A 13534-nucleotide genomic window follows, 5' to 3' on the forward strand; every position below is an offset into this window, starting at 1 on the left:
GGACGGGCGGCTGCGTTTCCGCCTTGCGGTGACGGGTAGCTGTACAAGACTTTTTGCATGACGCCACGTGCAGGAGGTACCCCATGAACCTCGAGGAACTGACCAATCGCTCTCTGGCCGGGGATATCGACGAAATCAACCTGGTGTCGCTGGAAGGCGATATCTATGTGCTGGAGGCCCGAATGGGCGGCCGTTTCTATCCGGTCCAGGACGTGATGGGGCACGTGCTCAGCGTGCGCTCCGTCGAGCATGCCCGCGAGGTGCTGCATGCCGTGCCGACGGTACCGTTCCGGTTGGTGCACGCGGTGGTGCATGACGAAATGGTCGGCATGCAGGAGGAACTCGATATCGGCGATGGCGTGCTCATCCCGCTGCACTAGGCCTGCGGCGGTGGGGGCGGCGAATCATCTGTGCTAGGCTGGCGGCCCTTTTTTGAACCCCCAGCGGAGCGCCGCCATGAGCGAACTCAACCTTTCCACCGACGAAGCCCGCGTCAGCTACGGCATCGGCCGTCAGCTCGGCGACCAGTTGCGCGAGAACCCGGTTCCGGGCATGTCCCTCGACGCTATCCTGGCCGGCCTGTCCGACGCCTATGCCAGCGTGGAAAGCCGCGTGCCGGGCGAAGCCCTGTCCGCCAGCTTCCAGGTGATTCGCGAGCGCATGCAGGCCGAAGCCCAGGCGAAAGCCGAAGCCGCCGCCGCCGTTGGCCGTGAGTACCTGGTGGACAACGCCAAGCGTGAAGGCGTGACCGTCCTGCCGTCCGGTCTGCAGTACGAAGTGCTGGTCGCAGGCGAAGGCGCCAAGCCGTCCCGCGAAGACACCGTGCGTACCCACTACCACGGCACCCTGGTCGACGGCACCGTGTTCGACAGCTCCTACGAGCGTGGCCAGCCGGCTGAATTCCCGGTGGGCGGCGTGATCGCCGGTTGGGTCGAGGCCCTGCAGCTGATGAATGCTGGCAGCAAGTGGCGTCTGCACGTGCCGAGCGAGCTGGCCTATGGCGGCCAGGCTGTCGGCAGCATCCCGCCGCACAGCGTGCTGGTGTTCGACGTCGAGCTGCTGGATATCCTCTGATATCGGGCGGTTCACTGCGGAGTGCCGTCCCTGGCAACTCCGCAGGAAAAAGGGGCGCTCCGGCGCCCCTTTGTGCATCCGCCTCCCGGGCGGCGGAGCACTGACGACGCATCCGGCGCCGCCGTAATCCCCCAAGCGCCTCAGCGCAGTGCGCGGGCGTAACAGAACAGGAACAGGTTGCGCACCAGTTCCTTGAGCACGCCGGGCTCGCTGGTGGAGAGTTCCGAGAGCTCCAGTCCGCCCTGTTCGCGTAGCTCGTCCAGCGCCTCTTCCTCCAGCACCGCGCAGACTTCCCCGGTATCCCGATGCAGGATGCGCAGGTAGGGATGCGGGCGATCCAGCCAGGCGTCGATCATGTAGGTCATGGCAGTTCCTCCGTGTGAATCGTTTATTGAGAATAATTCTTATTATCGTAATAGCAAGTCCCAATCGAAGATTTTTCTGCGCGGACGATGATCCCTTGCTCCGAGTCAACAGAAGGGCAACAAAAAGCCCGCCGCGGCGAACCGGGGCGGGCTTTTGCGAAACGGCGGATCAGTGTGTGCGGGCGACAGCGAACTCGGCCAGCTCGATCAGTGCGGCGCGGTATTCGTTGTCCGGCAGCACCTTCAGGCAGTCGATGGCGCGGGCGGCGTACTCGCGGGCCAGGTTGGCGGTGTAGTCCAGGGCGCCTGCGGCCTCGACGGCGGCGCGGATGCCTTCCAGGTCCTGGCTGCCGCCCTGCTGGATGGCCTTGCGCACCAGTGCGGCCTGTTCCGGGGTGCCGTCGCGCATGGTGGCGATCAGCGGCAGGGTGGGTTTGCCTTCGGCCAGGTCGTCGCCGACGTTCTTGCCCAGGGTGGTGGCGTCGCCGCGGTAGTCGAGCAGGTCGTCGACGAGCTGGAAGGCGATGCCCAGGGCATCACCGAACAGGCGCAGCGCTTCGGACTGCTCGGCCGGAGCGTTGGCCAGCGCGGCAGCGCTGTGGGTCGAGGCTTCGAAGAGCATTGCGGTCTTGCCGCGGATGACTTCCATGTAGGTTTCTTCGGTGGTGCTGGCGTCGCGCACCTTGGTCAGTTGCAGCACTTCGCCTTCGGCGATCACGCGGGTGGCCTGGGAAATGATGCGCATCACCGGCATGGAGCCCAGCTCGACCATCATTTCGAAGGAGCGGGCATAGAGGAAGTCGCCCACCAGCACGCTCGGCGCGTTGCCCCACTGGGCGTTGGCGGTAGCGCGGCCGCGGCGCAGGCCGGAGGCATCGACCACGTCGTCGTGCAGCAGGGTGGAGGTGTGCAGGAACTCGATGGTAGCGGCCAGCAGCTTCAGATCATCGCCCGAGTAGCCCAAGGCCTTGCCCGAGAGCAGCACCAGCAGGGGGCGCAGACGCTTGCCGCCGGCGGAGATGATATAATCGCCGATCTTTTCCACCAGGGGAACGCGGGAAGTGAGCTGGCGGCGGATAATGCCGTCGACGGCGGTGAAGTCGTCCGCCACCACGCGATAGAAAGCCTGGGGTTGCATGAAAGACAGCGCTCCTCGTAGATTGCGCGGCATGCTAGGTGCCGGGGGTAGGGCTGTCAAGGCAAGGCCCCGGGAGGCTTGATCCGGGCAATCGCTTTGCGTACAATCGCGGCCCCGAACTTCCATGGCATACCCTGCCTTACGCAATTGCACGGGCGTCCTTTCCGGCCCCATGCAGCCATGCCGACCGATTCCTCTTTCTATAAAGCGTCGGGTGAGCAGGTCTAACGGAGACATCCAGATGTACGCAGTAATTGTTACTGGTGGCAAGCAATACAAAGTCACCGAAGGCGAATTCCTCAAGGTCGAGAAACTCGACGTCGCCACCGGCGAAGCGATCAACCTGGATCGCGTTCTGCTGGTCGCCAATGGCGATGACGTCAAGATCGGCCTGCCGGTGGTAGAAGGCGCGAAAGTGACCGCTGAAGTGGTTTCCCACGGTCGTCACGACAAAGTGCGCATCATCAAGTTCCGCCGCCGCAAGCACCACATGAAGCGTCAGGGCCACCGCCAGTGGTTCACTGAAATCAAGATCACCGGCATCCAGGCCTAATTCCTTTTCAGGAGATTGACTCATGGCACACAAAAAAGCTGGCGGTAGTACCCGCAACGGCCGCGATTCCGAAAGTAAACGCCTTGGCGTGAAGCTGTTCGGTAGCCAGGCTGTGAAAGCAGGCAACATCATCGTGCGTCAGCGCGGCACCCAGTTCCACGCTGGCTACGGCGTTGGCATGGGCAAGGATCACACCCTGTTCGCGAAAATCGACGGCGTGATCAAGTTCGAAGTGAAAGGCGCCTTTGGCCGTCGCTATGTAAGCGTCGTCGCTGCCTAAGCGAGCCCTCACTGAAAAAGCCCTGTCTCGCGACGGGGCTTTTTTGTTTCTGGCGTTTCCAGGCGAGGTGCTGTCGGTTCGGGCGTTTGCGCGGACTTGGCTGTATCCTATGCTCCTTTTCTTATTTTCAACCCGCCGGCTCGGCGGGAGGCGTTCGCAATGAAATTCGTCGACGAAGTATCCATCCACGTGAAAGCCGGTGACGGCGGCAACGGCCTCATGAGCTTCCGCCGCGAGAAGTTCATCGAGAAAGGCGGTCCCAACGGCGGTGACGGTGGTGACGGCGGCTCGGTGTTCCTCGAGGCCGACGAGAACCTGAATACCCTGGTGGACTACCGCTACACCCGCCGTTTCGACGCCCAGCGCGGCGAGAACGGTGGCAGCAAGGACTGCACTGGCGCCAAAGGTGACGATCTCGTCCTGCCCGTGCCGGTCGGCACCACCATCATCGATGCCAACACCCAGGAAATCATCGGCGACCTGACCACTGCCGGTCAGCGCATCATGGTGGCCCAGGGCGGCTGGCACGGTCTGGGTAACACCCGCTTCAAATCCAGCACCAACCGTGCGCCGCGCCAGACCACTCCGGGCAAGCCCGGCGAGGCCCGCGACCTCAAGCTGGAGCTGAAAGTGCTGGCGGACGTCGGTCTGCTGGGGCTGCCGAACGCCGGCAAGAGCACCTTCATTCGCGCGGTGTCCGCCGCCAAGCCGAAGGTCGCCGACTATCCCTTCACCACCCTGGTGCCGAACCTGGGCGTGGTCAGCGTTGGTCGCTTCAAGAGCTTCGTGGTCGCCGACATTCCCGGCCTGATCGAAGGTGCGGCCGAAGGCGCCGGTCTGGGTATCCGCTTCCTCAAGCACCTGGCGCGTACCCGTCTGCTGCTGCATATCGTCGACATGGCGCCGCTGGACGAGAGTGACCCGGCCGATGCCGCGGAAACCATCGTCAATGAGCTGGAGAAGTTCAGCCCGGCGCTGACCGAGCGTGACCGTTGGCTGGTGCTGAACAAGATGGACCAGATCCTCGAGCCCGAGGAGCAGGAGCGTCGCAAGCAGGACGTGGTTGCGCGTCTGGGCTGGGAAGGTCCGGTCTACGTGATCTCCGCCCTGGAGCGCGAAGGTACCGAGGCCCTGAGCCAGGACATCATGAAGTACCTCGACGAGCGCACCTTGCGCATCGAGGAAGAGCCGGCCTACGGCGAAGCCCTGGCGGCGCTGGATCAGCGCATCGAGGACGAGGCCCGTGCCCGTCTGCAGGCGCTGGACGATGCCCGTGCCCTGCGTCGCGCCGGCCTGAAGAATGCCGACGATCTGGATGATGATGATTTCGAGGATGACGAAGACGACGGCGATGGGCCGGAAATCTTCTACGTGCCTTGATCGGAACGGCGCCTGCTGGTCCGGATGAAACGTGTGAAGCCTGACTTCTAAGGTTGAGGGTATGCGTGAGAAGGTCACCGGCGCCAAGCGCTGGGTAGTCAAGATTGGCAGTGCATTGCTGACCGCCGACGGTCGCGGTCTGGATCGCGACGCCATGGCGGTTTGGGTCGAGCAGATGGTCGCGCTGCATTGCGCGGGCGTTGAGCTGGTGCTGGTGTCTTCCGGTGCTGTTGCAGCGGGCATGAGTCGCCTGGGTTGGGTTTCCCGACCTAGTGACATGCACGAGCTGCAGGCCGCCGCCGCGGTAGGGCAGATGGGGCTGGTGCAGGCCTGGGAGTCCAGCTTTGGCGTGCATAACCTGCAGACCGCCCAGGTGCTGCTGACCCACGACGACCTCTCGGACCGCAAGCGTTACCTGAATGCGCGCAATACCCTGCGTACGCTGGTCGATCTCGGTGTGATCCCGGTGATCAACGAGAACGATACCGTGGTCACCGACGAAATCCGCTTCGGCGACAACGATACCCTGGCGGCGCTGGTGGCCAACCTGGTCGAGGCTGACCTGTTGGTGATCCTGACTGACCGCGATGGCATGTTCGACGCCGATCCACGCAACAATCCCGATGCGGAGCTGATCTTCGAGGCCCGTGCCGATGATCCTGCCCTGGATGCGGTAGCTGGCGGAACGGGCGGTGCGCTGGGTCGCGGTGGCATGCAGACCAAGCTGCGTGCGGCGCGTCTGGCGGCGCGTTCCGGTGCGCATACGGTGATCATTGGTGGGCGCATCGAGCGCGTGCTGGATCGCCTGCGTGTCGGCGAGCGCCTGGGTACCCTGCTGACGCCCGAGCAGAGCCGCAAGGCGGCGCGCAAGCAGTGGCTGGCGGGGCATCTGCAGATGCGTGGCACGCTGGTGCTGGATGATGGTGCGGTCAAGGCTATTGCCCATGATCACAAGAGCCTGCTGCCGGTTGGTGTGAAAACCGTGCAGGGTAGCTTCCGTCGCGGCGAGATGGTGGTCTGTGTGGATCAGCAAGGGCGTGAGATTGCTCGTGGCCTGGCCAACTACAGCGCCCTTGAGGCGCAGAAGATCATCGGCCAGCCGACCGATGCCATCGAGAGCCTGCTCGGTTATGTGGATGGTCCGGAGCTGGTCCATCGCGACAACCTGGTGCTCGTCTGAGGGGAAATCCATGCGCAAGGGATTGATGGCGGCGCTGATGCTGCTGCCGATGCTGGCGAATGCCGAAGAGATCGGTGAAGTGTCCACGGTCTTCAAGTGGGTTGGTCCCAACGACAAGATCCTGGTGGAGGCTTTTGATGACCCCAAGGTCGAGGGTGTCAGCTGCTACCTGTCCCGCGCCAAGACTGGCGGCGTGAAGGGCGGGCTGGGGTTGGCGGAGGATCGCGCCGAGGCGTCGATCTCCTGTCGTCAGGTCGGCCCGATCCGTTTCGTCGGTGAGCTCAAGGATGGCGAGGAGGTGTTCAAGCAGCGCACCTCGCTAGTGTTCAAGAGCATGCAGGTGGTGCGTTTCTTCGACAAGAAGCGCAACGCGCTGGTTTATCTGGTCTACAGCGACCGGGTGATCGAGGGCAGCCCGCAGAATGCGGTGACGGCGATTCCGATCATGCCGTGGCCGACCAAGTAAGCGAGAAGGGCGGGTGACCGCCCTTTCTTTTTGCCTGCAAGAAGGCTTTGCCTGTGGATAACTTGTTTGAGAGGTGAATCGCAGGCAATAAAAAACCGGCCCTGGGGCCGGTTTTTCAAGAACGGAACGCTTACGCGGTGGCCAGGGCCTTCACGTGGGCGTTCAGGCGGCTCTTGTGGCGAGCGGCCTTGTTCTTGTGGATGATGCCTTTGTCAGCCATACGGTCGATAACCGGTACAGCAGCAACCAGAGCGGCCTGGGCCTTCGGCAGGTCCTTGGCGTCGACTGCTTTGACTACGTTCTTGATGTAGGTACGAACCATGGAACGCAGGCTGGCGTTGTGGCTGCGACGCTTCTCAGCCTGTTTGGCGCGTTTTTTGGCGGAAGGTGTGTTGGCCACCGTCGAGCTCCTCGAGAAAAACTTGGGATGTTGCGAATAAATTAAGGCCGCGAATAATGCCGTTGCATCAGGGCCTTGTCAAGGGTATGAGTCGCTGCCGACGAGTGGTGCGACGGGCGCACGCTGTCCGGCAGATGGGGTGATTTATTCGCCCCGCGGCCCTACACTGCTGCGCTTCGCCTGGCGGATGAGCAGTCGCTCGGAGCCAGTGCCGCACCCGGCAGGGGCGGCCATTCTACCAGTTCTGGACGCTATGAACCTACTCAAGTCGCTGGCCGCGGTCAGCTCGATGACCATGATCTCGCGGGTGCTCGGTTTCGTGCGCGACACGATAGTTGCCCGCATGTTCGGCGCCGGCATGGCCACCGATGCCTTCTTCGTCGCCTTCAAGCTGCCCAATCTGCTGCGCCGCATCTTTGCCGAGGGCGCCTTCTCCCAGGCTTTCGTGCCGATCCTGGCGGAGTACAAGACCCAGCAGGGCGAAGAGGCGACGCGTACCTTCATTGCCTACGTGTCCGGCCTGCTGACGCTGATCCTGGCGCTGGTCACCGCGCTGGGCATCCTCGCCGCGCCCTGGGTGATCTGGGTGACGGCCCCCGGCTTCGTCGACTCGCCGGAGAAATTCGAGCTCACCAGCGCCCTGCTGCGGGTGACCTTTCCTTATATCCTGCTGATCTCGCTGGCGTCCCTGGCGGGGGCGATCCTCAATACCTGGAACCGCTTCTCGGTGCCGGCCTTCGTGCCGACCTTGCTGAACGTCAGCATGATCCTGTTCTCGCTGTTCCTCACGCCGTACTTCGACCCGCCGATCATGGCGCTGGGCTGGGCCGTGCTGGCCGGTGGCCTGGCACAACTGCTCTACCAACTGCCCCATCTGAAGAAGATTGGCATGCTGGTGCTGCCACGCATCAACCTGCGCGACTCCGGCGTGTGGCGCGTAATGAAGCAGATGGGCCCGGCGATCCTTGGCGTCTCGGTCAGCCAGATTTCGCTGATCATCAACACCATCTTCGCCTCCTTCCTGGTGGCCGGCTCGGTGTCCTGGATGTATTACGCTGATCGCCTGATGGAGCTGCCGTCCGGCGTGCTCGGCGTGGCGCTGGGCACCATCCTGCTGCCGTCGCTGGCCAAGACCTACGCCAGCGACGATCGTCACGAGTATTCGCGGTTGATGGACTGGGGCCTGCGCCTGTGCTTCCTGCTGGTGCTGCCGTGCTCCCTGGCCCTGGCGGTGATCGCCGAGCCGCTGACCGTTGCGCTGTTCCAGTACGGCAAGTTCAGCGCCCATGACGCCCTGATGACCCAGCGCGCGCTGATCGCCTACGCCGTCGGCCTGCTCGGGATCATCCTGGTGAAGGTGCTCGCGCCGGGCTTTTATGCGCGGCAGAACATCAAGACGCCGGTGAAGATCGCGCTGTTCACCCTGGTTTCCACCCAGTTGATGAACCTGGTGTTCATCGGTCCGCTCAAGCACGCGGGCCTGGCCCTGGCGATCAGCCTGGCGGCGTGCCTGAACGCCGGGCTGCTGTATTGGCAGTTGCGCAAGCACCAGTTGTTCGATCCGCAGCCGGGCTGGGGCAAGTTCATCGCCAAATTGGTGGTATCTGTACTGGTGATGTGTGCCGTGCTGGTCGGCATGATGTACGTCATGCCGGCCTGGGACGAGGGCGGGATGCCGATTCGCCTGGTGCGCCTGGGGGCGTTGGTGGTGGCCGGGGTGATCGCCTATTTCGGTATGCTCGCGCTCCTGGGCTTCCGCCTGCGGGACTTCTCTCGCCGCGCGGTGCTGTAACCTTCGCCGGGCAAAGCATTGCATCCGTTTGCGGCGACGGCATTTTGCCTGTCGCGCGGCGACGGGTGTGGGTATAATCGACCACTTTCTGAGCAATACGCGCGCTATGCAGCTGCTTCGAGGCCTTCACAATCTGCGGCCCCTGTCCGGGGGCTGTGTCGCCACCATCGGTAACTTCGACGGCGTCCACCTTGGTCACCAGGCGATCCTGGGGCGTCTGCGCGAGCGTTCGCTGGAGCTGGGCGTGCCCAGTTGCGTGGTGATTTTCGAACCGCAGCCGCGTGAATACTTCGCCCCGGATGCGGCGCCTGTGCGCCTGACCCGCCTGCGCGAGAAGCTCGAACTGTTGCGCCAGTACGGCGTCGATTTCGTCCTCTGCCTGGCTTTCAATCGCCGTCTGCGCGAGTTGTCGGCGGCCGAGTTCGTCCGCCAGGTGCTGGTGGAGGGTCTGCGGGTCCGCCATCTGGAAGTGGGCGATGATTTCCGCTTCGGCTGCGACCGTTCCGGCGACTTCGCCTTCCTGGTCAACGCCAGTGCGGAGCAGGGCTTTACCGTCGAAGCTGCGACCACCGTGGAAGTCGACGGCATGCGCGTGAGCAGCTCGCGCATCCGCAAGGACCTCGCCGACGGCGACCTGCACATGGCCGAGCGCCTGCTGGGTCGTCCATATCGCCTGAGCGGCCGTGTGCTGCACGGGCAGAAGCTGGGCCGCACACTGGGTTCGCCCACCGCGAACATCCAGCTCAAGCGCCGCAAGGCGCCGCTCAATGGGGTTTACCTGGTCAGCACGATGGTGGCTGGCCAGCGCTGCAACGGGGTTGCCAACATCGGCACCCGACCGTCTGTGAATGGCGACGGCCGGCCCCACCTGGAAGTGCATCTGCTGGATTTCGCTGGCGATCTTTACGGCCAGCATCTGGACATCACTTTCCACCAGAAGCTGCGTGATGAGCAGCGTTTTGCCTCGCTGGAGGCACTCAAGGCGGCCATCCTCGCCGACATCGCCGCCGCCCGGGCCTATTGGCTGGGCCAACCGCTTGATTGAAGATCCTGAACAGGCCCTGAGATGACCGATTACAAAGCCACTCTGAACCTTCCCGAAACCGACTTCCCGATGAAAGCCGGCCTGCCGCAGCGCGAGCCGCAGACCCTGAAACTCTGGAACGACATTGGCCTGTACCAGAAGCTGCGGAAGATTGGCGAAGGTCGCCCGAAATTCGTCCTGCACGATGGCCCGCCCTACGCCAACGGCAGCATCCATATCGGTCACGCAGTCAACAAGATCCTCAAGGACATCATCGTCCGCTCCAAGACCCTGGCCGGCTACGACGCCCCCTACGTGCCGGGCTGGGACTGCCACGGCCTGCCGATCGAGCACAAGGTCGAGACCACCCACGGCAAGAACCTGCCGGCGGACAAGACCCGCGAGCTGTGCCGTGAATACGCCGCCGAGCAGATCGAAGGGCAGAAGGCCGACTTCATTCGCCTGGGCGTGCTGGGCGAGTGGGACAACCCCTACAAGACCATGGCGTTCGCCAACGAAGCCGGCGAAATCCGCGCCCTGGCCGAGATGGTCAAGCAGGGCTTCGTGTTCAAGGGCCTGAAGCCGGTGAACTGGTGCTTCGACTGCGGTTCGGCCCTGGCCGAGGCGGAAGTGGAATACGCCGACAAGAAGTCCGACGCCATCGACGTCGCCTTCCCTGTGGAAGACGAAGGCAAACTGGCCGCCGCGTTCGGCCTGGACAGCCTGCCCAAGCCCACCGCCATCGTCATCTGGACCACCACCCCCTGGACCATCCCGGCCAACCAGGCACTGAACGTCCACCCCGAATTCACCTACGCGCTGGTCGATACCGGTGAGCGCCTGCTGGTGCTGGCCGAGGAACTGGTCGAGTCCTGCCTGCAACGCTACGGCCTGGAAGGCCAGGTCATCGCCACCGCACAAGGCGAAGCGCTGGACCTGATCCGCTTCCGTCATCCGTTCTACGAGCGTTTCTCGCCCGTCTACCTGGCCGAGTACGTCGAACTGGGCGCCGGCACCGGCGTGGTTCACTCCTCTCCGGCCTACGGCGAGGACGACTTCCGTACCTGCAAGCAGTACGGCATGGTCAACGACGACATCCTGAGCCCCGTGCAGAGCAACGGCGTGTACGTGGCCGACCTGCCGTTCTTCGGCGGCCAGTTCATCTGGAAGGCCAACCCGGCCATCGTCGCCAAGCTCGATGAAGTCGGTGCGCTGCTCAAGCACGCCAGCATCAGCCACAGCTACATGCACTGCTGGCGCCACAAGACCCCGCTGATCTACCGTGCCACCGCGCAGTGGTTCGTCGGCATGGACAAGCAGCCGGAAGCCGGCGCCACCCTGCGTGAGCGCGCGCTGCAGGCCATCACCGAAACCGACTTCGTGCCCAACTGGGGCCAGGCGCGCCTGCACGGCATGATCGCCGGCCGTCCGGACTGGTGCATCTCGCGTCAGCGCAACTGGGGCGTGCCGATCCCGTTCTTCCTGCACAAGGCCACCGGCGAGCTGCACCCGCGCACCGTCGAGCTGATGGAAGAGGTTGCCCAGCGCGTTGAACAGTCAGGCATCGAGGCCTGGTTCAAGCTTGACGCCGCCGAACTGCTGGGCGATGAAGCCGCGCAGTACGACAAGATCAACGACACCCTGGACGTCTGGTTCGACTCCGGCACCACCCATTGGCACGTGCTGCGCGGCTCCCACGCCGAGCTGGGCCACGCCAGCGGTCCGGCCGCCGACCTCTACCTGGAAGGCTCCGACCAGCACCGCGGCTGGTTCCACTCCTCGCTGCTGACCGGCTGCGCCATCGACGGCCACGCGCCGTACCGCCAGCTGCTGACCCACGGCTTCACCGTGGACGAGTCCGGCCGCAAGATGTCCAAGTCCCTGGGCAACGTGATCGCCCCGCAGCAGGTCACCGACACCCTGGGTGCCGACATTCTGCGCCTGTGGGTTTCCGCCACCGACTACTCGGGCGAGATGGCGGTTTCCCAGACCATCCTGCAGCGCAGCGCCGATGCCTATCGCCGCATCCGCAACACCGCGCGCTTCCTGCTGTCCAACCTGTCCGGCTTCGACCCGGCCAAGGACCTGCTGCCCAACGACCAACTGCTGGCCCTGGACCGCTGGGCCATCGACCGGGCCCTGCTGCTGCAGCGCGAACTGGAAGAGGCCTACCGCGACTACCGCTTCTGGAACGTCTACTCCAAGGTGCACAACTTCTGCGTGCAGGAGCTGGGCGGCTTCTACCTGGACATCATCAAGGACCGCCAGTACACCACCCAGGAAAACAGCGTCGCCCGTCGTTCCTGCCAGACCGCGCTGTTCCACATCGCCGAAGCCCTGGTGCGCTGGATCGCCCCGATCCTGGCCTTCACCGCCGAGGAAATCTGGAGCTTCCTGCCGGGCGAGCGCGCCGAGTCGGTCATGCTGACCACCTGGTACGACGGCCTCTCCGAACTGCCGGCCGACGCCGAGCTGGACCGTGCCTACTGGGACGAAGTCATGGCCGCCAAGGCTGCCGTGAACAAGGAACTGGAGAACCAGCGCAGCGCCAAGACTATCGGCGGCAACCTGCAGGCCGAGATCACTCTCTACGCCGAGGACTCCCTGGCCAAGCGCCTGGAGAAGCTGGGCAACGAGCTGCGCTTCGTGCTGATCACCTCCGCCGCCGCCGTCGCGCCGCTGGCCGATGCGCCGGCCGACGCGGTTGAAAGCGAACTGCCGGGCCTGAAGCTGAAGGTGATCAAGTCCGCCCATGCCAAGTGCGGCCGTTGCTGGCACTTCCGCGCTGACGTGGGCAGCCACACCGCGCACCCGGAGCTGTGCGGCCGTTGCGTCGAGAACATCGATGGCGCCGGCGAGGTTCGTCACTATGCCTGATCGTTTCGGCCGTCTGCCCTGGCTGTGGATCACCGTGCTGGTGTTCGTGCTGGACCAGGTCAGCAAGGCTTTCTTTCAGGCCGAGCTGACCATGTACCAGCAGATCGTGGTCATCCCCGACCTGTTCAGCTGGACCCTGGCCTATAACACCGGCGCGGCCTTCAGCTTCCTGGCCGATGGCTCGGGCTGGCAGCGCTGGCTGTTTGCCCTGATCGCCATCGTGGTGAGCGCCGTGCTGGTGGTCTGGCTTAAGCGCCTGAAGCGCGGCGAGACCTGGCTGGCCATCGCCCTGGCCCTGGTGCTGGGCGGTGCGCTGGGCAACCTATACGACCGCATCGTGCTCGGTCACGTGGTCGATTTCATCCTGGTGCACTGGCAGAACCGCTGGTATTTCCCGGCGTTCAACCTGGCCGACAGCGCCATCACCGTCGGCGCCATCATGCTGGCGCTGGATATGTTCAAATCGAAGAAGTCCGGAGAAACCGCCCATGGCTGAGTTTTCTGAAACCATTCAGCGTATCGGTGCGGATACCCAGGTCACCCTGCATTTCGCCCTCAAGCTGGAAGACGGCAACGTCGTCGACAGCACTTTCGACAAGCAGCCGGCCACCTTCAAGGTCGGCGACGGCAACCTGCTGCCGGGCTTCGAGCAGGCACTGTTCGGTCTCAAGGCCGGCGACAAGCGCACCCTGACCATCGAGCCGGAGCTGGGCTTCGGCCAGCCGAACCCGGCCAACGTCCAGGTGATGCCGCGCGACCAGTTCCAGGACATGGAGCTGGCCGAGGGCCTGCTGGTGATCTTCAACGACGCCGCCAAGACCGAGCTGCCGGGTATCGTCAAAGCCTTCGATGACCAGCACGTCACCATCGACTTCAACCATCCGCTGGCCGGCAAAACGCTGGCCTTTGAAGTCGATATCATTGACGTGAAATCTGCCTGAAGGAGCAGGCGGTCCGTGTAGACGGGCCGCTGTGCACCCGGCGAAGAACTCCTGCCGGCCCCTT

The 13534-nt window shown here is 63.9% G+C and carries 15 protein-coding genes; 12 read left to right on the forward strand and 3 right to left on the reverse strand.

Annotated elements, in window-relative coordinates; genetic code table 11:
• The first annotated feature begins 83 nt into the window (after positions 1-83).
• Both O6P39_RS04545 and O6P39_RS04550 read left to right on the forward strand, forming a co-directional pair.
• The gene (locus O6P39_RS04545; protein ID WP_275610231.1) at positions 84-380 is read left to right on the forward strand and encodes a DUF6482 family protein; all 297 of its coding nucleotides are present in this window, start codon (positions 84-86) and stop codon (positions 378-380) included.
• A gap of 76 nt (positions 381-456) precedes the next feature.
• A complete protein-coding gene (locus O6P39_RS04550) occupies positions 457-1074 on the forward strand; it encodes an FKBP-type peptidyl-prolyl cis-trans isomerase (protein WP_275610232.1) in 618 nt (205 codons plus the stop codon).
• Between the two features lie 140 nt (positions 1075-1214).
• Here the strand turns inward: O6P39_RS04550 and O6P39_RS04555 are convergent, their stop codons facing one another.
• Together O6P39_RS04555 and O6P39_RS04560 are read right to left on the reverse strand one after the other, a co-directional pair.
• Positions 1215-1439, reverse strand: a complete 225-nt coding sequence (locus O6P39_RS04555) for a hypothetical protein (protein ID WP_017521625.1) — start codon at positions 1437-1439, stop codon at positions 1215-1217.
• A 169-nt stretch (positions 1440-1608) separates the two neighbouring features.
• Complete coding sequence (locus O6P39_RS04560) at positions 1609-2577, reverse strand: polyprenyl synthetase family protein (RefSeq protein ID WP_275610233.1); 969 nt, start codon at positions 2575-2577, stop codon at positions 1609-1611.
• 241 nt (positions 2578-2818) lie between these two features.
• Here O6P39_RS04560 and rplU point away from each other — a divergent pair, with 241 nt between their 5' ends.
• The 5 genes from rplU (at position 2819) to O6P39_RS04585 (ending at position 6436) form a co-directional block, all read left to right on the forward strand.
• Positions 2819-3130 carry a 50S ribosomal protein L21 gene (gene rplU / locus O6P39_RS04565; RefSeq protein WP_017521623.1) on the forward strand — a complete coding sequence of 104 codons (312 nt, stop codon included), beginning with the start codon at positions 2819-2821 and terminating at the stop codon, positions 3128-3130.
• 22 nt (positions 3131-3152) lie between these two features.
• Entirely contained in the window at positions 3153-3410 is a 258-nt protein-coding gene (rpmA, locus tag O6P39_RS04570) for a 50S ribosomal protein L27 (protein WP_009617551.1), read from the forward strand.
• Between the two features lie 159 nt (positions 3411-3569).
• Complete coding sequence (gene cgtA, locus O6P39_RS04575; protein WP_275610234.1) at positions 3570-4790, forward strand: Obg family GTPase CgtA; 1221 nt, start codon at positions 3570-3572, stop codon at positions 4788-4790.
• A 61-nt stretch (positions 4791-4851) separates the two neighbouring features.
• Complete coding sequence (gene proB, locus O6P39_RS04580) at positions 4852-5970, forward strand: glutamate 5-kinase (protein ID WP_275610235.1); 1119 nt, start codon at positions 4852-4854, stop codon at positions 5968-5970.
• 10 nt (positions 5971-5980) lie between these two features.
• Positions 5981-6436, forward strand: a complete 456-nt coding sequence (locus O6P39_RS04585; RefSeq protein ID WP_275610236.1) for a CreA family protein — start codon at positions 5981-5983, stop codon at positions 6434-6436.
• A gap of 130 nt (positions 6437-6566) precedes the next feature.
• On the opposite strand, the gene rpsT is transcribed toward O6P39_RS04585, so the two are convergent.
• Positions 6567-6836, reverse strand: coding sequence for a 30S ribosomal protein S20 (rpsT, locus tag O6P39_RS04590; protein ID WP_009617555.1), 270 nt, complete (start codon positions 6834-6836; stop codon positions 6567-6569).
• Between the two features lie 253 nt (positions 6837-7089).
• Between rpsT and murJ the strand changes: the two genes are divergently transcribed.
• From murJ to fkpB, 5 genes are all read left to right on the forward strand, one after another.
• Positions 7090-8628: a murein biosynthesis integral membrane protein MurJ gene (murJ, locus tag O6P39_RS04595; protein ID WP_275610237.1), complete on the forward strand. Its 1539-nt coding sequence runs from the start codon at positions 7090-7092 to the stop codon at positions 8626-8628.
• 106 nt (positions 8629-8734) lie between these two features.
• On the forward strand, positions 8735-9673 hold the full coding sequence (gene ribF, locus O6P39_RS04600) for a bifunctional riboflavin kinase/FAD synthetase (protein ID WP_275610238.1): 939 nt from the start codon (positions 8735-8737) through the stop codon (positions 9671-9673).
• A 21-nt stretch (positions 9674-9694) separates the two neighbouring features.
• Positions 9695-12529, forward strand: coding sequence for an isoleucine--tRNA ligase (gene ileS / locus O6P39_RS04605; protein ID WP_275610239.1), 2835 nt, complete (start codon positions 9695-9697; stop codon positions 12527-12529).
• Positions 12522-13025, forward strand: coding sequence for a signal peptidase II (lspA, locus tag O6P39_RS04610; RefSeq protein ID WP_275610240.1), 504 nt, complete (start codon positions 12522-12524; stop codon positions 13023-13025). The genes ileS and lspA overlap by 8 nt, the downstream gene beginning before the upstream one ends.
• Positions 13018-13470: an FKBP-type peptidyl-prolyl cis-trans isomerase gene (gene fkpB, locus O6P39_RS04615; protein WP_275610241.1), complete on the forward strand. Its 453-nt coding sequence runs from the start codon at positions 13018-13020 to the stop codon at positions 13468-13470. Before lspA ends, fkpB begins: the two co-directional genes overlap by 8 nt.
• Positions 13471-13534 lie beyond the last annotated feature (64 nt).

The organism is Pseudomonas sp. PSE14 (assembly GCF_029203285.1).
GTDB lineage: Bacteria > Pseudomonadota > Gammaproteobacteria > Pseudomonadales > Pseudomonadaceae > Pseudomonas.